The following is a 19,002-nucleotide window of genomic DNA, read 5'->3' as shown; positions in this document are numbered from 1 at the left end:
GCCGGCAGCCATGCTCAGCATGTTCCCGAAGTTGGAGCTGGTGCCCATCATGATGTACTTCATCACGTTGCCGAAGGTGCGCCGGCCTTCGAGGACGCCTTCGTGCAGCACCGCGAGATCGTGGTCCAGCATTACCATGTCGGCCACTTCCCGCGCCACGTCGACCGCGGAATCCACCGTGATGCCGACGTCGGCCGAGCGTAGCGGCGGTGCGTCGTTGATGCCGTCGCCCAGGTAACCGACCACGTGGCCGCGCGCCTTGAGCGCGAGGATGATACGGTTCTTCTGAGCCGGGTTGACGCGGCAAAAAAGTGTGGTGCGGCCGACGCACGCGCGCAGCGCGGCCTCGTCCATGCGCGCGATCTCCTGCCCGGTCAATACGCCCTCGATCGGCAGCTTCAGCAGGCCGCACAGGTGCTGGGCAACCAGTTCGCTGTCGCCGCTGACGATCTTCACGGCCACGCCGCTGCGGGCCAGCGCGGCCAGTGCGGCGCCGGCGCCAGCCTTGGGCGGGTCGATGAAGGCGGCGAAACCGGCGAAGACCAGCTCGCTTTCGTCGCGGACGTCGGCATGCGGATGGTCTTTGGGCACCTCGCGCCAGGCGACGCCCAGCACACGCAGGCCCTCACGCTCCAGGGCGTGGCAACGCGCGCGCAGCCCGTCCCGCGCGGCCTCGTCCAGCGGCGCCAGCGCGCGGCCTTCGTCCAGCTCGCGGCGGTTGCACAGCGCCAGGACATCCTCAGGCGCCCCCTTGACGACCAGCCAGCGCGCGTCCCCGCGGTCGACCAGCACCGACACGCGCCGGCGCTCGAAGTCAAAGGGCACCTCGTCGATCTTTTGCCATCCCGAGACGTCCACCTCACGCGCGAGGATGGCCTCATCCAGCGGGCTCCTGAGGCCGCTTTCGAACTCGCTGTTGAGACTGGCCAGCATCAGCACGCGGGGCGCGTCGTTCCCGTCCACGTCCACGCAGCGCTCCAGGCTGATCTTCGCCTCGGTGAGCGTGCCGGTCTTGTCGGTGCACAGCACGTCCATGGCTCCGAGGTTCTGGATGGAGGCCAGGCGCTTGACGATCACGCGCCGAGCCGCCATGCGCAGCGCACCGCGCGACAGCGTGACCGAGACGACCATGGGAAGGAGTTCCGGCGTCAGGCCGACCGCAAGCGCCACGGCAAACAGGAAGGAATCGAGCAGTGGCCGATGCAGCACCAGGTTGACCAGCATGACGAACAGCACCAGCAGCAGCGTGATGCGCATCAACAGCATGCCGAAGTGGTGCATGCCGGTTTCGAAGGCAGTGGGCGGCTGCTCGGCCTGGATGCTGTGCGCCACTTCGCCCAGCGCCGTGGCGGGACCGGTCGCCATGACCTGCATGCGGGCGCTGCCGCTGACCACGGTGCTTCCCATGAAGGCCGCGTTGRGGGCTTGCTGCAGCTCCACGGCGCCGCTGTCCAGCGCGCCGGGGCGTTTTTCGACGGGATAGGACTCGCCGGTCAGCAGTCCCTGGTTGACGAAGAAGTCGCGGGCTTCGACGATCCGGCCGTCGGCCGGCACGCGGTCACCGGCGGACAGCAGGACCAGGTCGCCGGGCACCAGCGCCGACACCGGCACCTCCTGCACACGGCCGTCCCGCAGCACGCTGGCGCGCAGGGCCACCGAGTCGCGCAGCGTGTCGGCGGCCCGGCCGGCGCGGTGCTCCTGCACGAAGTCCAGCGTGACGCTCAGCAGCACCATCAACATGATGATGGAAAAGTTGGCCACGTCGCCGGTGGCAGCGGAGATGGCGCTGGCGGCCAGCAGCACCAGCACCAGCGGGTTGCGAAAGCGCGCCAGGAACTGCAGCGCCAGCCATTGCTTTTTGCGCGCTTCGAAGCTGTTGGGGCCGAAGCGCGCCAGCGCCTCCTGCGCTTGGGCCTCAGACAGGCCGGGGTTTGCGGCCGGCAGCGGCTCCAGCAACCAGGGCTGGGCGGTCCGGGCGGAGGCGGCCGCTCCATCCATTACCGGTACGCCGTCAATGGCCGGTGACCAGGCCTGCGGCCGCCTGGTGCCGCCGCAGCCGGCCCAGCGCCAGCAACTGAGCCTCGCTCGGGTGGTCCACGGTCTCCCAGCCGGCGATACACAGCGCCAGGGAAGGGCGATGATTGTCGACGTAGTGGCGGAAGTCGGCCTGTGCGGTGTGACCGCCCGTCACCAGGACGGACTCCATGCCGTCCAGCGCATCGCAGACATCGCCGAAAAATTCATGCCGGGTGCGCACCTCGCTGCCGTGCTGAGGCGTGGCATGAGAGTGCGCGTGCAGCTTGCGCGCCTCGGCCTGTTCGGCGGCGAACTGGATCAGCTGGGCCTGGTGATGGTCCAACCAGACCACGGCATGAAGAAAGGGCATGTGGGTACTCCTGAAAAAAATGGGCGGAAACAGACCACCGCTTCAGGCGGTGACTTCCAGCTTGTTGACGATGCGGGTGACGCCCCTGGCGGCGAATGCCGCGCCGGCGGCCGCTTCGCGCTCGGCCAGGGAGTGCACCTTGCCGTGAAGGGTGACGACGCTGCCTTTCACGTCGATCTGGATGTGCCGGGCTTCGCGATCGGCCTGGCGCTCGAGCGCTGCGGAAATCTCGGCCGCGACATCCCTCGTGCTGACGGTAGGCTTGACAACGATGTTGTTGGACAGGCCGCGCACGCCCACCAGGCCGCGCACGCATTTTTCGGCGGTGCTGGACTGGTAAGCCCAGTCGACGTCGCCGGTAAGGGTGACCCATCCTTTTTCCACCTCGACCTTGATGCGGTCCAGCGGCAGCAACACGCTCCAGCGCAGCGCAGATGCGGCGACCGAGGCGATTTCGGAGTCACTGCGGTGGTGGGCGGCGACCAGTTTCACGTCCAGCTCGATCGCCAGCCCGCGCACGCCGGCCACGCGGCGCACGGCCCGCTCGGCCGCGACTTTTTCGGCGAAGGTGTTCAAGTGTCCTGTAAGTGTCACCACACCGTCGTTGACGAGAACACCAATGCCGGCTGAGTTGACGGCGGGCTCCCAGGCCAGTTCGGCGGTCACGTCGGCCTTGAGTTGCATATCGGTTTTCATGATTTTTCCCCTGAATATGTTCATCACTGCACAGAGCAGGTAAGTCACTTTAGGCAGGCGCGGACGCGCTTGTCTTGACATTCGTCAAGCAGCGGCGTTACGGGCCGCGATACGCTGGACGCCGGATCAAGACACAAGGACTTCGCTATGAAATACAGGATAGGTTCCATCGAAAGACGGCTTCGCATTGCAGTCGGCATCTTGCTGCTGGCGCTCTTGTTTGCGCTCGACGGAAATGCCCGCTGGTGGGGGTTGCTGGGCCTGCTTCCGCTGTTGAYAGGCTTGTTCAGTTTTTGCCCGCTGTACTGGGCTATTGGCGTGGACTGAGTGCTCTGTTCCGATATCCACCTAGCGCTTGATTGCCGCAGGAATGCGCAGCGGAACATAGGCTGTGTTCCCGTCCCGCAGCACCAGCAGCGCAATGCTGGAACCAGGCTCCTGACGGGATAACACGCTGTCAAAATCCGCCACGCTGTCCAGCCTGAATTCATTGGCGGCGATAAGCACGTCTCCGGCTTGTATGCCTTCGCTGCGTGACACTCCGGCGGCCCGACGCACCAGCAGGCCGCCATCTATGCCCAGTTGCGCCTGCAAGTCCTTCCCGGCTTCGGCCAATGCGAGACCGAGACGCGGGAGATCGCCGGGGACAGGCGCCGCCAATGGGCGCGGGGCGCTTGCGGGTGCCTCCGCCAGCAGGACGGTTACCGTTTTTCTCCGGCCCTCGCGCCATATCTCCAGCGTGCCTGGAGTGCTCGTTCCATGGTCGCTCATCTGCAATGCCAGGCTGCTGAAATCCCGGATCCTGGCGCCGTTAAAGGCTGTGATGATGTCGCCGCGCAGCAAGCCGGCCAGAGCAGCGGGCCCGCCAGGCGTGACCTGCACGACCAGCGCACCGGTGGGGTCGCGCACCCCGAAAGACTGCGCGAGCGCGGCGGTCATGCCCTGAAGCCTGGCTCCCAGCCAGGCGCGCCGTATCTGGCCCTGTGACCGCAGGCGCGATGCGATGTCCACGGCCAGGTTGATGGGCACCGAGAATGACACCCCCATATAGCCACCGCTGCCGCTGTAGATCAGCGAGTTCAGCCCGACGATCTCGCCGTCTGCATTGAAGAGCGGGCTGCCTGAACTTCCGGGGTTGATGGCCACGTCGGTTTGCAGAAAAGGGGTTTCGYCGCTGCCGGAAAGAGCGCGATTTTTTGCACTGACAATGCCAGCGGTAACGGAGCCCGGAAAACCAAAGGGCGAGCCGATCGCCGCAACCCAGTCGCCGACGGCGAGTTTGGAGGAATCGCCTATCGGAGCGGGCGACAGTCCGGTGGCATCGATTTTGAGCAGGGCCACGTCCGTGATGCGGTCCAGCCCTACAAGCCTGGCGGGGAAATGACGGCCATCCTGCAGTCGCACTTGGGCCTCTTCCGCGTCCCAGAGAACGTGTGCGCTGCTGAGGATATAGCCGTCTGCCGTGAGCACAAAACCGGAGGCCAGGTCGCGTGCCTCACCACGAGCCAGACTGATGGGTTGAGGCCTTGCCAGCTGGTCGCCAAAAGTGTCCGGCGGGGCGAATTCGGGTTCCGGGTCATCGCTGCCACTGGGCACCCACGCATTGACGGTGCTGATTTCCACGACGCCGGCGCTGCGGCTGGCCACGATGGCGCCGGCCGACAGAGAGGCTCGACGGGGCAGCGGGTCGGCATGTGCCCATTCCAAAGCCAAAGCGGTGCACGCCACCACACTGGCAAGTAAAAGACGGTGAAGTTTCATGCGGCCATTGGACATGGCGCCGGCATCAGTCAAATTGAGCCACCTCAAGTCCGCCTAAAAAATAAGCAGAACTGTGCCGCTGTGTGCAGCAGCGCCGCCGCCTGTGGCGATCACCACGGCCTCATGCCGAAGCAGCCAGCGGACCGGGTCTACGCCCAGTACGCGTATCGGCAGATTGGCAGCAGCGGGGGCGAGCCGGGTTAATCGGAGCCGTATGCCTACTGGACCAGCAGCACCGGTACGTCGACATCCGCCACCACGCGTTGGGCGACGCTGCCGAGCAGGGTGCGGCCCAGGAGCCCGTGGCCGTGGGTTCCCATGACCAGCATGTGGACCTTTTCACGCTTCGCCGCCTGAACGATCTGTGTGGCCGGTGTGCCTGCGACCCAGGAGGCCCGGTAGTGGACACCGTGTTGCTTGAGGAAACGTTCAATCGGGTGCAGCACCTTTTCGGCCTCTTCCTTGTGCCAGGCACGCACGGTGGCGGCGCCCAGCATGGTTTTGACGCGCGGGGAAACGGCGATCTGCACATTGAGCACGATGAGTTCCGCGTCGGGCCCCATCATCGTCTCATGGGTGACCAGGAAGGCCAGGGCTTTTTTGGTGAACTTGCTGCCGTCAACGGCCAGAAGGACTCTCATGGTTTTCTCCGTAATTGGTGGGTTCAGCGCRAAACGAGCAAGGGGATATTGCTGTGCGTGAGCACCTGCTGGGTCTCGCTTCCGAGCAGGATGCGGGAGATACCGTTGCGGCCGTGCGAAGCCATCACGATGAGGTCGCACTTGTTCTTTTTGGCTGCGGCCAGGATGGAGTTGGCGACGAGATCGGATTTGATGATCGCGGCTTTGGCCTTCAGGCCCGCGGCCTCGGCGGACTTCTGCACCGCGTCGACGATGGCCTGGCCCTTGTCGGCCCATTCTTTTTCGAAACGCCCGACTTCCTGCGGCGAAAGAGCGACGCCGCCCTCAAAAAAACTCATGGGATAACGAGGCACGACGTTAATTGCTACAAGACCGGCTTCCATTGATGCGGCAAGAGCGATAGCCTCCTTGACCGCTTTTTTGGAAAGTGCGGAGCCGTCGGTGGCAACAAGAATGCGCTTGTACATAGTGGTTCTCCTGTGTTGATGTGCCGCAGTCTAGGAGTGCCCCAGTGCCGTAGGCTTGATCCACGTCAACAACACACTGCTGTACAGACATTAGTTCTATTGATGCCAATCTCGCTGGACGTCATTGACCGAAAAGCATAATGCGAACGGACTGTTTTGGAAACAATGAGCAGATACGCATTTATCTCTGTATCGCCATGAGACGCAGGAATAAGATCAATGCCAGCAGTAGTCTGCACTCGTCTTTACTCAGCTGAGAGAAGCCGACTCCAAATAGCAGGGCAGGTGGCAGGGCCAATGCAATTCGCGTTCGATCCGCTGGCGCATCGCATCGGCCGCGGCGGGCTCGCCGTGGGTGACGAATGTCTGTTTCGGCGCGGACTTGAATTCGCGAAGCCAGCCCATGATTTCGGCCGCGTCCGAATGGGCTGACAGATCGTCCAGCATCGCCACTTCTGCACGCACCGGCACGTCCTGGCCGTGGATGCGCACCGTGGACGCACCGCCGGCGATGAGGGCGCCACGTGTGCCGCCGGGCTGGAAGCCGGCGAACACGATGGTATTGCGCTTGTCGGGCGCGAAGGCCTTGAGGTGGTGGACCACGCGCCCGCCAGTGGCCATGCCGCTGGCGGCGATTATGACCATGGGGCCGTGTTTTGCATTGAGCAGGCGGGACTCTTCCGGTGATTCGACGATGTGGGCCGTGTGGGCCATGGCTTCGCATTCCTCTGGCGTAAGCCGCAGTTCGGCTTTGTGCTTGAGATACACCTGCGTGGCTTTGGCCGCCATGGGACTGTTGAGGTAGACCGGCAGCTTGCGCGGGATGACACCCTGCGCCTTGAGAACCTGGATGCAGTGCAGCAGGCTTTGCGCGCGCCCCACCGCGAAGGCCGGGATCACCACCACGCCGCCGCGCGCAGCCGTCCGGGTAATCACATGGCCCAGCGCCAGAATGGGATCGGAGTCCTTGTGCAGCCGGTCGCCGTAGGTGGATTCCACCACTAGGTAATCGGCGCCGTCCATCTGCGAAGGCGGCCCGAGCACGAGGTCATTGGGCCGGCCTATGTCCCCCGAAAACAGGATCGAGCGAGAACCGTTGTCCAGCTGCACAAAGGACGAGCCCACCATATGGCCCGAAGGCGTCAGGCTGGCGTTCAGGCCCGGTGCCGGTTGCCAATGTTTGCCAGTGGGCACCGGATGCAGCAGCTTGAGGCAGCGCAGCGCATCTTCGCGCGTGTACAGCGGCAGCGCCGGCGCGTGCTTCGAAAAGCCGTGCCGGTTGGCGTATTCGGCTTCTTCTTCCTGCAGATGCCCGGCGTCGGGCAGCAGGATGCTGCACAGGTCCGCGGTGGCCGGCGTGCAGAACACTTTGCCTTTGAAGCCCTGGCGGGCAAGCAACGGGAGGTAGCCGCTGTGGTCTATGTGGGCATGGGTGAGGATCACGGCATCGATGTCGACCGCTGCGACAGGCAGCGGCGACCAGTTGCGCAGGCGCAGCGGCTTGTAGCCCTGGAACAGGCCGCAATCGACCAGTACGGCGGAATCGCCGTACCGGACCAGGTATTTGGATCCGGTGACGGTATCGGTAGCACCCAGGAATTGGATTTTCATGGCGTCAGCTTAGGCGCGGTGCAAGCAGGTGTGTTTGATGTAGCGCAGACAGGGCGCATTCGGAGGTACTGGGCAGGAGGTGGCCATGCTGAATGCGCGAGGCTTGGCCGCATTCCGGAGCGTGGCTCAGGCCGCCGCCGGGTAGCCGACGGTCTGGGACAGCAGGACCTGCTGGTCGTGCGTGAGGCCCAGCGCATCGGCGATCACCGCGTGGTCTATCCACGCGCGGATCACCGCGCCCAGGCCGCTGCTGGCGGCGTAGAGGTAGGCGTTCTGCGCCATGGCCCCGGCCGCGACGTGCGCATAGGCCTCGCGGCGGCCGGCGGGGATAAAGCGCATGCGCGCATGGTCGACGACATAGACCAGGTCCAGCGGCGCATCGTCGACGAAGTCCTGGTAGCCAGTGATGCGCCTCAGGTCTGCGCCCGCGGCCAGGTGCAACTCGTGCCTGGCGGCGTCGTAGCGGTAGGCGCCGGTCGGCAGGGCCGCGAAAATATCTATCTCATGCGCGCCGAGCGCCGAAGGCGCCGTGCGCCCACCGTCGTCGCGGTTGATACCGCCGGCCGCCCACAGCAGGTTGGACAGAAGTTGCAGCGACAGCGCGTCCGGTTCGTAATCTCTACGGGAGCGGCGCGCGGCCAAGGCCTCCATCAGCGGCAGGCCGCCTTGCCTGTCAGGTGGCGGCAGGGTGATCACGGCGGCCGCGTCGCCCAGCGCGGGCAGCGGCCGCAGCTTGCCCATCAGGCCGAGGGCGATTTTGCTCATGGTTGTCATGTGATGTCTCCTGCAGTGTTGGGGTCAAGGGCTTCAGCCCGAATGGGTCCTTGCGTCCGCGATCGCGCTAAGTTGGCGCACGGCACGGGCCAGCAGGGGCGCCATACGAATGGCGTTGGAGGGGTGGGCAACCGTGTCGCAACTCAGCACGCGTGACACGCCGCTCTCAAGCAAACGGCTTTGGGTCTGCGCGTCGAACAGCGCATGCACGACGATGCACACGGGCGCACCCAGCCAGGCTTTGACCAGCAGGCTTGTCGCTGCGAGCATGGTCTCGCCCGTGGAAACAATGTCGTCGAGCAGCACCGGAACGCACCCCGGCCAGCGTTCGCGGCCGACCAGCCTGACGCCCACGTCGCGGTCGCCGCGGCGCGTTTTGCGCAGCACGGTCCAGGGGGCATTGGCCAACCTGGCCACTTCTGCGACCCACTGCGCGCTTTCCTGGTCGGGTCCGATCAACCAGGGCGATGCGACATGGTCGCGCAGCCAGCGGGCAATCAGCGGGGCGGCGGCAACGACCTGTGTGCGGATGGGATAAATCTCGTCCAGACTGTGCACGCGGTGCAGGTGCGGGTCGACCGTCACCAGGAAGTCCAGCGACGCGGACAGCAGCCGCGCATAGCTGCGTGAAGTGACGGCCTCGCCGGGGTGAAAGCGCTTGTCCTGCCGCATGTAGGCCAGGTAGGGCGCCACCAGGCCAACTTGGGAAGCCCCCAGTTCGCGCGCCGCGTCGGCCGCGAACACCAGGGGGAGGGTCTTGGCATCCGGCCGGTCGAGGCTGCCAACGAGCATGACGCGGCAGCCCTCGACCGGGACGTCGATGCGCACGCCGGTTTCACCATCGGGAAAGTGGTGCAGCGCCAGCTCGCTCCAGCTGCAGCGCAGGCTGCGCGCGAGCTGCGCGGCCAGCTGGGCGCCGCCGGGCAGGGCGAGGACCAGCATGGGGCCGCGCTTCATCGCGCATCCTCCATCACATGCACGGCTTCGGCTTGCGTGGTGGCGTATTCCAGTGCGTAGGCCAGCTCTCCCGGTGAGGCGGCGTGCAGCGTGAACAAAGGCTGGCCGCGCTCCACGACCGCGCCCAGCTGCACATTCATGTCGATTCCGGCGCAGGCCGAGGTGGGCGCTCCCGCGAGCTTGGCGATACGTGCAAGGCGCCGGTTGTCGATCGCGATCACGGTGCCCGCGCGCGGCGAAGGCACGGGCTGTTGGCAAGGGGCGATGGGCGGCTCGCGCAGGCCGCCCTGCGCTTCGCATATCTCCTGGAATTTCTTCCAGGCGCGCCCGTCCTCCAGCACGGCGGTGGCCAACGCTATGCCACTGCCGACCGGCGCCGCGCCGCCGAATTCGAGAAGCTGCCCTGCCAGATGCAGGGAGCGCTGCGCAAGATCGGCCGGTGCCCGGTCTTGGCGGCGCAGCACCGCAAGCACGTCGCGCGCTTCGAGGGCGGGACCGATGCCGCGGCCCACGGGCGCGACGCCATCGGTCTTTAACACGCGCATTTGCAGACCCAGAGCCTGGCCGACCTGCTCCAGTTGCCGTGCGAGCTGGTTCGCGGCATGCGCGCTGCGGACTTTGGCGGTCAGGCCGACGGGCATGTCGATCAGCACGTGCGTGGCGCCGGCCGCCGCCTTTTTTGAAAGTATCGATGCGACAAGTTGCCCCTGGCTGTCGAGGTCCAGGGGGCGCTCAACGCGAATGAGAACATCGTCGGCAGGGCTGAGCCGCACGGCGCCGCCCCAGGCGATGCAGCCGCCGGTGCGCTCGACCACCCGGCGTATCTGCGCCACGTCCAGGTCCACCGGTGCCAGCGTCTCCATGGTGTCGGCCGTGCCGGCGGGCGAGGTGATGGCGCGCGACGAAGTCTTGGGCATGCGCAGACCGCAAGCCGCGATGATGGGGACGATGACCATGGTGGTCCGGTTGCCGGGCAGCCCGCCCACGCAATGCTTGTCCATGACCAGCCCTTCGCCCCAGTGCATGCGCTCGCCGGCGTTGACCATGGCGCGCGTGAGCGCGATGGTTTCGTCCATGTCTAGGTGATCGCCCGCGCAAGCGGTGACGAAAGCCGCGAGCTGCAGGTCCGAATAGCGGCCTGCCGCCACATCCCCGATAACCGCGTCGGCGGCCGCCTGGCCCAGGCGCTTTCCGTAGACCTTGGCGCGTACATGGCCCAGCGATTCGAGCGGCGCAGGATGGTGCAGAGAAACTTCCGCACCCGGCCGAGCGTCGAGCAGGCGCCAGGCAGCCTCGGAAAGGCCGGCTTCATCCGGCGACAGAAAATCACCACTGACCACGTTGAGAGTCGCGACGATGGTCCGCTCGTCCAGCCGAAGTTCCACCCTCGACTGCGCCTCGAAGCCTTCCGAACGGCAGACAGGGCAGTCGCGGTGCATGTACAGCACCGGTTCCTGGTAGGTGTCTATGCCCAGCCTGCGCAGGCGCAAACGGTTGGCGGTATTGGGGTGGAGAGGTTCTTGCACGGCGGTCCTTCTTGCCACTGTAGGTGCGGCACGCGCCTACAGCCTTGATAAAACGCAAGTCGAGGGTAGGTCATCCGACGGGAGGCGCCTGAGCGAAGGCTCGCTCCCGCGCGGACAGCGGTTCCGCCGTTTTCCGCAAACGGTCCAGCACAGCAACATCGGCTTCGGAAGCATCGCCGCGGCGTGCCAGCAGGCGCGCACGCAGCACGTCAAGTGGCGCTTCACAGTCCACGATGCCAAACGGCAGCCGCAGGGCCACCGCCAACGCATGCGCCTCGTCGCGCTCAGTACGGCGCAGGAAGGCGGCGTCAAGAACTACGGGATATCCCGCCTGCAAGGCCCTGCTTGCAATGGCTAAGAGGTGCGCGTAGGTGCGCGCGCCAGCCTCGGCCTGGTACAGATCGATGCCTTTGGCGCGCGAGTCCTCCAGCATGGATAGGCCGTGCAGGCGTTTGCGTTCAACGTCGGAGCGCAGGCGAATCGCACCTTCCCGCTCAACGATGCGCTGCGAGGCGAAAGTCTTGCCGGAACCCGGCAAGCCATGGGTGATGAACAGGCGAGCATTCCTCGGCGCAGTCCAGGCGAGCGCAGTGTCTAGGTAGCGGCGCGCGGCCGGGCTGCCGGCGCAGCGCAGGTCTTCCACTTGGGCTCGCACCAGCGCCCGGTAGACGACGGCAAAGCGCAAGGCCGGCAGGCAGGCGTGGTCGCCCGTCATATCCAGCCACGCATTGAGGAAGCGGAAACACAGGTCCAGCCGTAGATGCGCCCAAAGATCCATCACCACAAAGGCGATGTCGTCCAGCACGTCTATCCAGCGCAGCCCTGGATCGAACTCGATGCCGTCGAAGGCCGCAACACTCTCATTCAGGCGCACGATATTGGCCAGGTGCAGATCGCCGTGGCATTCGCGCACACGACCGTCCGCCTGCCGCGCGGCCCATAGCGGCGCGAGGGCCGCCGCTTCGACGTCCAGCCAGGTCTTGAGCGCGCCGTGCACGACCTCACCCATCAGCGRCCGGGCACCCGCGAGCGCTGCCAGCGCCGCCTGCCGGCGTTGCGGTGCGCTTGCAAAACCACCGGCGGCCCCCATACGCGGCGCGCTTTCATGGAAGCCAGCCAGCAGCACTGCGAGTTCGTCAATGTCGCTCGCATCCAGATCACCCGCATCGGCTTTTTCGCTGAACAGGGCTCCCGGCGCAAAACGGCGCATGCACACCGCATATTCAAGCACCGGCCCTGTGCCGTCCAGCGCCGGGGAGAGCGGCGTACCGGTGATACGCGTGACCCCCAAGTAAAGTGAAGGTGCGAGCCGCCGGTTCAGGCGGACTTCCTCTTCGCAGAATTGCCGCCTGGCCCGCAGGTCGGCGTAATTGACGAAAGGCAGACGGACGGGCTTTTTTATCTTGTAAGCATTGTCCTGCACCAGCAGTACCCAGGAAATGTGCGTCTCAATCACCCGCGCATGCAAAACACCGGCCAGGGCATGGACCAGTTCACGGGCGGGCAGAAGGGCATCGTTTGCGGTGTGCATGGGAAAAGGATAGACCGGGACCGGGAATTCCGTTTGATGCCGGTCAAACGGGCGTATCAGACGCGGCCGGCGCCGCATGCGACTGCAATTTCGGGAAAGCGTATCCCGCTTAAGAAAACCCTAAGGACGGCGCGACACCATGAAGTCATCCAAAAAAGAGGTGCCCTCCATGAACTTTTCGCCACAACCACCATGCCGCAGGAGTCTCTGCCTAGCAATCGCGGCGGCCTGCCTCGCCGGCACGGTATATACGCAGGTCGCCCAAGCAGCCACGCCGGCGGAGATGTTGGGCGGCTACACCGCCCAGGCCGGTGCGCCTGCCGTGCCGGCCCGGGGCCAGCAGCTGTTCACCACACGGCAGGGGCGCGAATGGAGCTGTGCCTCCTGCCATGGTGCAGTGCCCACGCAGGCCGGCAAACACGCATCCACCGGCAAATCGATTGGCCCGTTGGCTCCGGCCTTCAACCCTGAGCGTTTCACGGATGCAGTGAAAACCGAAAAATGGTTCCGCCGCAACTGCAACGACGTGCTGGGCCGCGAATGCAGCACAGCCGAAAAGGCCGATGTGCTGAGCTGGCTGCTCACGCTCAAGCCCTGACGCCGGCAACACCCCCTGAAAGGAAAACACATGATTCGCCGCCTTCGTTCCCGCTTCTACAAATACTGCGCGGGCCTGCTTGCCATGGTCGGCGTGGCGCACACCGCGCTGGCCGATGGCGGGCGTCTGGTGCCACTGCTGCCCAAGTACCAGCAGGAGTGCGCGGCGTGCCATGTGGCTTACCCGCCGGGCATGCTGCCCGCCGCGTCGTGGCAGCGCGTGATGGGCAACCTGAAGAACCATTACGGCACCGACGCTTCGCTGGACGCCGCCACGGTCAAAGACCTGTCCGTCTGGCTGGACGCCCACGCGGGTACCTATAAACGCGTGACGCAAGAGCCGCCGCAGGATCGCATCACCCGATCCGCGTGGTTCATTCGCAAACACGATGAAGTGGCACCTGCCACCTGGAAACTGCCGGCTGTCAAAAGCGCGGCCAACTGCATCGCCTGTCATACACGAGCTGACCAAGGAGAATTCAATGAGCGCGACATCCGAATCCCCCGCTGACACGACGAGTACCCCTTCGGCTCAATTACCCGCCCAGGCCCAGGGTACGGGCAGGGTACTTGTCTGGGATGCTCCGGTGCGTGTTTTCCACTGGTTGCTGGCGCTCAGCTTTACGGGGGCATACATTACCGCCGAAAGCGAAAGCTGGCGACTGCTGCACGTCACGCTGGGCTACACAATGGCCGGCTTGGTGATCTTTCGGGTGCTCTGGGGCCTGATCGGCACGCGTTACGCGCGCTTTTCCAGCTTTGTGCGTGGACCGCGCGCGGTGGCTGGCTACCTGCGTGCCATGCTGCGMCGTCGCCCGGAGCACCACATTGGACACAATCCGGCTGGCGCGATGGCTATCGTGGCGCTCCTGGGGTTGGCCGCTTTGGTCGCGGCGACGGGCTGGGCCAGCTACAACGACCTTGGTGGCGGCTGGCCGGAAGACCTGCATGAGCTGGCTGCCAACACCATGCTGGCGGTGGTGGGACTGCATATTGGTGGCGTGCTGGCTGCCAGTTGGTTGCACCGTGAGAACCTGGTGTGGCCCATGGTCACCGGCTACAAGACCGGCCGCCCTCAGGACGCTGTTGCACGGGCCTGGCGCAGCGTGGCAATCCTGATGCTCGTAGCGGTGCTGGGCTTCTGGTGGCTGCAATGGCAAGGCGCTCCGTCAGGCCGATCGATAGACCGGCCCGCAGCGGCGACGAAAGCTGCCGGCCCGGATGGTGACGACGACTGAGCTCCCTGTGGAACAAATGGGACAATTGCTGCATGCGCATCCTGCTTGCTGAAGACGACACGCTGCTTGGTGACGGCCTGCAGGCCGGCCTGAGGCAGCTCGGCTTTCAGGTTGACTGGGTTCGCGATGGTATGGCTGCAGAACGCGAGTTGCGCGCACAGGTCTATGACGCTGCTGTGCTCGACCTCGGATTACCGCGCAAGGACGGCCTTGAGGTTCTGGGTGCCATTCGGCGGTCGGGCTTCGTGACGCCTGTGTTGGTACTGACGGCCCGAGACGCGGTTCCAGACCGTATACGCGGGCTTGATGTCGGGGCCGACGACTATGTGGTCAAGCCGGTCGATATGCAGGAGCTGGCCGCCCGCCTGCGGGCACTGGTGCGCCGTGCGCACGGTCAACCGCAGGAGTGCCTGCATGCGCAGGATGTCGTGCTCGACCCGGCCGCCCGCTCTGTGCACCAGGCCGGTCAGTCCGTCACACTGTCTACCCGCGAGTTTGACCTGTTGCAAGCGCTCATGCTCAGTGCCAATCGTGTCCTTTCCCGTGAACAGCTCGAGCAGCAGCTCTACAGCTGGGGCAAGGAGGTGGAGAGCAACGCCGTGGAAGTTCATGTCCACAACCTGCGGCGCAAGCTGGGCAGCACGCTGATCCATACGGTGCGTGGTGTCGGTTATATGTTGCAACGCGACGCGCCGAAATCGTGATTCCGCGGCCGCGCTCCCTGCAGGGCCGCCTGACGGCCATGGTGCTTTCCGTGGTGCTGACGGTCTGGCTGGCGACCGCGGCGCTGACATGGCTGGATGCGAGCCATGAGCTGGACGAACTGCTTGATGGCCACCTGGCCCAGGCTGCCGCCCTGTTGGTGGTGCAGCAGGCGCAGGAGCTGGAGGAGGGCGATCGTGGCGTTGATACGCCCACACTGCACCGCTACGCGCCAAAAGTGATGTTCCAGGTGTTTCATGAGAACCGGCTTACGCTGCGTTCTGCCAACGCACCTGTCACGCCCATGGTCGAGCGCAGCAAACAGTTCAAAACCGGCTTCACCACCGTGCAGATGGCCGGTTCAGCGTGGCGGGTGTTTGCCACCTATGGCGCAGAGGACGACGTGCAGGTGTATGTAGGGGAGCAAACGGGCTCCCGCAACGACATCTTGCTGGCGGTGCTGCGCAGCACGCTGTGGCCCATGGCGCTGGCTCTGCCTTTGCTTGCCCTGGCGCTGTGGTGGGCCGTGTACCGCGGCGTTGCACCCATGCGCCGGCTTGGCCACGCGCTGGCCGAGCGGCAACCGGCGGCCGTACTGCCGCTTGCCCTGAACGACGTGCCATCGGAGATGGTGCCTATGGTTGATGCCCTGAACGCCCTGTTTGTGCGCATAGCGACGCTGCTGGAGTCTGAACGGCGCTTTACCGCCGATGCCGCCCACGAATTGCGCACACCGATTGCCGCCATCCGGGCACAGGCCGAGGTGGCGCTGGGCGAAACCGCCGAGGGCCCGCGAAGGCACGCGCTGCACAACACGCTCGAGGGCTGCGACCGGGCGGCCCGGCTTGTGGAGCAACTGCTGACCCTGTCGAGGCTGGACGCTGCTGCACTGCCGGTGTCTACGCCCGTGGACATGAGTGCACTGGTGCGGCGCGTGGTCGCAGAGCTGGCACCCAAGGCCATCAGCAAAACCCAAACGCTGGAACTGGACGCCGCGGAATCCTGCCATCTTCAGGGCGACGAAATCCTGCTGACCGTGCTGGTGCGCAACCTTGTAGACAACGCGGTGAGATACAGCCCTGGGATGGCGCGCGTGAAGGTGTCGGTTCAGCTCCAGGATGGACGGGTGGTTTTGCGTGTGGAAGACAGCGGCCCGGGCATGACCGAAGGCGAACTCCAGCGGCTGGGTGAGCGGTTTTTTCGGGTGACCGGCAACACCGAAAGCGGCAGCGGCCTTGGCTGGTCCATCGTGCGGCGCATCGCGGCCGTGCATGGGATGCTGCTGCAAGTTGAAGCTTCGACCGAGCTGGGTGGTCTTGTGGTGCGGGTGCTTGGGCCACAGGCATCGAGCCCGCTTTAAATGGCCTCGAAGATTCCAGTTGTTGGACCTGACAGTGTTGAGTCCCGTGGTGCAGTCCGAGGGATTCACTCCAGGCCTGTATCAACCTTCTCACTTTTGTGCCACAAGTCTGGACAACTCCACCACGCCGACCGGCGGACGGATCAGCCAGGGCACCATGAAGACCCGTTTGGCCAGTCCGCCGGCCATGCGATCCATMTGCTTGCGCTCACCGGCAAGCCGCGCCGCCAGCAAGCGGTCCGTGGTGCCGGCCGCCAGCACGCTCTTGTTGAGCACCCACGCATAGGGCTCGATGCCGGCGCGGCGCAGGTCGTCCTGCAGGGCGGCGGCCTGTGAGACCGGGGTTACCTCTGGCAGGGCCACCAAAATGATTTTTGTGTAGGCCGCATCCTGCAGCCTCATCAATGGCGTGACAACGCGCGTTGCGCCCTGGCCTTCGTACTCCCGCATCATCTGCCGGTGGTAGGCGCCGGTGGCGTCCATCAACAGCAGGGAATGGCCAGTCGGTGCGGTGTCCAGCACCACAAAGGCACTGCGTCCTTCACTGACAACGTGCGAGAAGGCGTGAAACACGGCCACTTCCTCGGTGCACGGCGACTGGAGGTCTTCCAGCAGCAGGGCCTGCTCCTGCGCATCCAGGCCGGGTGATCTGGCCGCCATGATCTTGTCGATGTAGCGCTGCGTTTCGACTTTGGGGTCTATGCGGTCCACCCGCAGGCCCGGCACTTCGCCCCCTATCGTGCCCGCAAGGTGGGCCGCAGGATCGGTGGTGCTCAGGTGCACGGTTTTGCCGCGCTGGACCAGTCCAAGGGCCAGCGCGGCGGCGACTGTCGTTTTGCCGACGCCACCCTTGCCCATGACCATGATCAGCCCGTGTCCGCTCGCAACCAGTTCGTCGGCCAGGGCGTCCAGACCCGGGAAAGGGCCGACGGGCTCTGCCGCAAGCGTCTTGCCGGGCGCCATGCGACCGGTGTCTGCGGCAAGAAGCGCGCGCAGGGCCGGCAAGCCGACGGTGTCGAACACCCTTAAGGGCACTCTGTCCTGCGGCAGTGCGCGCAGGGAAGAGGGCATTTCTGCCAGGGCCTGCTGCCCGACAGCCTCGATGGCCGCCGCCACCGCATCGGCTGCATCGCTGGCGTGAAACTCGCCATTGACCACCAGCCGCTGGTTGTTCAGGCTCAAGGCCCGGAGTTCCCCAGAGGTGCGTGCCGCCTCGGCAATCGCACCCCGGTCCGGTCGGGTAACCAGAATCACAGTCGTTCTAGCCGGGTCGCCCAGAGCCGCCAGCGCCGCCTTGAACCGCTCCTCCTGCATCTTCAGGCCCGAGTGAGGACCCAGACAGGATGCCCCACGGTCGTTGCCATCCAGAAACCCGCTCCATGCCTTGGGCAGGCTGAGAAGGCGCAAGGTGTGTCCCGTCGGCGCCGTGTCAAAAACGATATGGTCGAAGTGATCCGTATCGTCGGCCAGCAGGGATGCGAACTCATCGAAAGAGGCGATTTCCGTGGTGCAGGCGCCTGACAACTGCTCACGAACCGTTGAAAGTTCCGCTTCGCTGGCCTGCGCGTCCATCTGGGTCAGTACACGCTGCCGGTAGGACTCTGCAGCCGTGTCCGGGTCGATGTTCAATACCGACAGCCCGGGGGCGCCGGGCACCGCTGTGGGGATGTTGCGCAGGTCGATGCCCAGCATCTCGTCGAGATTCGATGCCGCGTCGGTACTGACCAGTAAAACCTTTTTCCCTGCGTCGGCCAGCGCCCGTGCCGTGGCGGTGGACAGCGATGTCTTGCCGACCCCACCCTTGCCGGTAAAGAAAAGATATCGCGTCGGCATCTTGAGAAAGCCCATGGCCTCGGGCTGCAGCCACCGACGTGCTTCTTCATGCGCACGGATGAGGCCAGTATGTGCGATGCCGTCAGTAGTGGTGCTGCGTGTGTGCATCTTTGATCGACCTTACATTTATGCCAGATTGCCAGCAGACTTAAACCACAGCGCCAAACAGCGCCCCCACACCCGCGGTAACGCCCATGGCCAGCGCGCCCCAAAAAGTCACGCGCCACGCGCCAGGCAGAACTGCCGCGCCGCCCGCCCGCGCGGCCATCGCGCCCAGGGATGCCAGAAATACCAGAGAGGTTCCAGACACCCACCAGATCAGCGTGCCGCCGGGCGCCACCGCGGCGACGGCCAGCGGCAAGAGGGCGCCGCATGCAAAGCTGGCTGCCGACGCGAGCGCGGCCTGTAAGGGCCGGGCGGCCATGTCGTCGTAAATGCCCAGCTCGTCGCGCGCGTGCGAACCCAGGGCGTCATGGGCCATGAGTTGCTCCGCAACCTGCCGGGCTAGCGCAAGGTCCAGCCCGCGCGCGACATAAATAGCCGTCAGCTCGTGATGTTCGGCCGCGGGATCCTTCTCGAGTTCGGCATGCTCCCGGGCCAGGTCGGCCTTCTCGGTATCGGATTGCGAATGCACCGACACGTATTCACCCGCGGCCCTCGACATCGCCCCGGCTACCAGGGCAGCCACGCCCGTCATCAGCACATTGCCATGAGTTGCGCTGGCGGCGGCGACCCCCACGATCAGACTGGCGGTTGATACGATGCCGTCATTGGCGCCCAGGACGGACGCGCGGAGCCAGCCGATACGTGAGGTCTTGTGCCGTTCAATATGTCTCATGTATCTATCTTTCGTTGCAAGGAGTTGAATCAGCGACGGCCCGGGAGCATGCGTGTCAGGGTGTTGTCGCGCAGTATGTAGTGG

The 19,002-nt window shown here is 65.2% G+C and carries 19 protein-coding genes; 6 read left to right on the top strand and 13 right to left on the bottom strand.

Translation table 11 applies throughout. From position 1 onward, the window contains the following. The 3 genes from mgtA to AC1D0Z_RS08790 all read right to left on the bottom strand — a co-directional run. Positions 1 to 1,998: magnesium-translocating P-type ATPase (mgtA, locus tag AC1D0Z_RS08800; protein WP_477657864.1), on the bottom strand; the 1,998-nt coding region annotated here is incomplete at its 3' end. A gap of 13 nt (positions 1,999 to 2,011) precedes the next feature. After that, positions 2,012 to 2,386, bottom strand: coding sequence for a hypothetical protein (locus AC1D0Z_RS08795; RefSeq protein ID WP_477657863.1), 375 nt, complete (start codon positions 2,384 to 2,386; stop codon positions 2,012 to 2,014). Positions 2,387 to 2,428: 42 nt separating this feature from the next. After that, positions 2,429 to 3,082, bottom strand: coding sequence for a BON domain-containing protein (locus AC1D0Z_RS08790; protein ID WP_477657862.1), 654 nt, complete (start codon positions 3,080 to 3,082; stop codon positions 2,429 to 2,431). Positions 3,083 to 3,229: 147 nt separating this feature from the next. Here AC1D0Z_RS08790 and AC1D0Z_RS08785 point away from each other — a divergent pair, with 147 nt between their 5' ends. Next, positions 3,230 to 3,409 carry a YgaP-like transmembrane domain gene (locus AC1D0Z_RS08785; RefSeq protein WP_477657861.1) on the top strand — a complete coding sequence of 60 codons (180 nt, stop codon included), beginning with the start codon at positions 3,230 to 3,232 and terminating at the stop codon, positions 3,407 to 3,409. 21 nt (positions 3,410 to 3,430) lie between these two features. Here AC1D0Z_RS08785 and AC1D0Z_RS08780 read toward each other — a convergent pair whose 3' ends face one another. From AC1D0Z_RS08780 to AC1D0Z_RS08745, 8 genes are all read right to left on the bottom strand, one after another. Continuing rightward, positions 3,431 to 4,843: a trypsin-like peptidase domain-containing protein gene (locus AC1D0Z_RS08780; RefSeq protein ID WP_477657860.1), complete on the bottom strand. Its 1,413-nt coding sequence runs from the start codon at positions 4,841 to 4,843 to the stop codon at positions 3,431 to 3,433. Positions 4,844 to 5,061: 218 nt separating this feature from the next. Beyond that, positions 5,062 to 5,484, bottom strand: coding sequence for a universal stress protein (locus AC1D0Z_RS08775; RefSeq protein ID WP_477657859.1), 423 nt, complete (start codon positions 5,482 to 5,484; stop codon positions 5,062 to 5,064). A 23-nt stretch (positions 5,485 to 5,507) separates the two neighbouring features. Then, positions 5,508 to 5,951: a universal stress protein gene (locus AC1D0Z_RS08770; protein WP_477657858.1), complete on the bottom strand. Its 444-nt coding sequence runs from the start codon at positions 5,949 to 5,951 to the stop codon at positions 5,508 to 5,510. 249 nt (positions 5,952 to 6,200) lie between these two features. Then, entirely contained in the window at positions 6,201 to 7,562 is a 1,362-nt protein-coding gene (locus tag AC1D0Z_RS08765) for an MBL fold metallo-hydrolase RNA specificity domain-containing protein (RefSeq protein WP_477657857.1), read from the bottom strand. 126 nt (positions 7,563 to 7,688) lie between these two features. Further along, positions 7,689 to 8,336 carry a SagB/ThcOx family dehydrogenase gene (locus AC1D0Z_RS08760; RefSeq protein WP_477657856.1) on the bottom strand — a complete coding sequence of 216 codons (648 nt, stop codon included), beginning with the start codon at positions 8,334 to 8,336 and terminating at the stop codon, positions 7,689 to 7,691. Between the two features lie 33 nt (positions 8,337 to 8,369). After that, complete coding sequence (locus tag AC1D0Z_RS08755) at positions 8,370 to 9,293, bottom strand: ribose-phosphate pyrophosphokinase (protein ID WP_477657855.1); 924 nt, start codon at positions 9,291 to 9,293, stop codon at positions 8,370 to 8,372. Continuing rightward, entirely contained in the window at positions 9,290 to 10,819 is a 1,530-nt protein-coding gene (locus AC1D0Z_RS08750) for a thymidine phosphorylase family protein (RefSeq protein WP_477657854.1), read from the bottom strand. The genes AC1D0Z_RS08755 and AC1D0Z_RS08750 overlap by 4 nt, the downstream gene beginning before the upstream one ends. A 70-nt stretch (positions 10,820 to 10,889) precedes the next feature. Continuing rightward, complete coding sequence (locus tag AC1D0Z_RS08745; RefSeq protein ID WP_477657853.1) at positions 10,890 to 12,350, bottom strand: bifunctional aminoglycoside phosphotransferase/ATP-binding protein; 1,461 nt, start codon at positions 12,348 to 12,350, stop codon at positions 10,890 to 10,892. Positions 12,351 to 12,519: 169 nt separating this feature from the next. Here AC1D0Z_RS08745 and AC1D0Z_RS08740 point away from each other — a divergent pair, with 169 nt between their 5' ends. Genes AC1D0Z_RS08740 through AC1D0Z_RS08720 form a run of 5 tightly spaced genes read left to right on the top strand, consistent with a single transcriptional unit; the run spans position 12,520 to position 16,247 of the window. Continuing rightward, complete coding sequence (locus AC1D0Z_RS08740) at positions 12,520 to 12,948, top strand: DUF1924 domain-containing protein (protein WP_477657867.1); 429 nt, start codon at positions 12,520 to 12,522, stop codon at positions 12,946 to 12,948. A 30-nt stretch (positions 12,949 to 12,978) separates the two neighbouring features. Beyond that, positions 12,979 to 13,458: a diheme cytochrome c gene (locus AC1D0Z_RS08735; RefSeq protein ID WP_477657852.1), complete on the top strand. Its 480-nt coding sequence runs from the start codon at positions 12,979 to 12,981 to the stop codon at positions 13,456 to 13,458. Then, complete coding sequence (locus AC1D0Z_RS08730; protein WP_477657851.1) at positions 13,430 to 14,185, top strand: cytochrome b/b6 domain-containing protein; 756 nt, start codon at positions 13,430 to 13,432, stop codon at positions 14,183 to 14,185. Before AC1D0Z_RS08735 ends, AC1D0Z_RS08730 begins: the two co-directional genes overlap by 29 nt. A gap of 32 nt (positions 14,186 to 14,217) precedes the next feature. After that, positions 14,218 to 14,889, top strand: a complete 672-nt coding sequence (locus tag AC1D0Z_RS08725) for a response regulator (protein ID WP_477657850.1) — start codon at positions 14,218 to 14,220, stop codon at positions 14,887 to 14,889. Next, positions 14,889 to 16,247 (top strand): ATP-binding protein, encoded by a 1,359-nt coding sequence (locus tag AC1D0Z_RS08720; RefSeq protein WP_477657866.1) that lies wholly within the window; start codon positions 14,889 to 14,891, stop codon positions 16,245 to 16,247. The genes AC1D0Z_RS08725 and AC1D0Z_RS08720 overlap by 1 nt, the downstream gene beginning before the upstream one ends. 90 nt (positions 16,248 to 16,337) lie before the next feature. Here the strand turns inward: AC1D0Z_RS08720 and arsA are convergent, their stop codons facing one another. Further along, the gene (arsA, locus tag AC1D0Z_RS08715; RefSeq protein WP_477657865.1) at positions 16,338 to 18,095 is read right to left on the bottom strand and encodes an arsenical pump-driving ATPase; all 1,758 of its coding nucleotides are present in this window, start codon (positions 18,093 to 18,095) and stop codon (positions 16,338 to 16,340) included. A 133-nt stretch (positions 18,096 to 18,228) separates the two neighbouring features. After that, positions 18,229 to 18,918, bottom strand: coding sequence for a VIT1/CCC1 transporter family protein (locus AC1D0Z_RS08710; protein WP_477657849.1), 690 nt, complete (start codon positions 18,916 to 18,918; stop codon positions 18,229 to 18,231). Positions 18,919 to 19,002 lie beyond the last annotated feature (84 nt).

Source organism: Polaromonas sp. P1_E3, from assembly GCF_056405935.1.
Note: the sequence above shows the minus strand (reverse complement) of the source record. Positions and strands in the feature narration are given on the sequence as shown.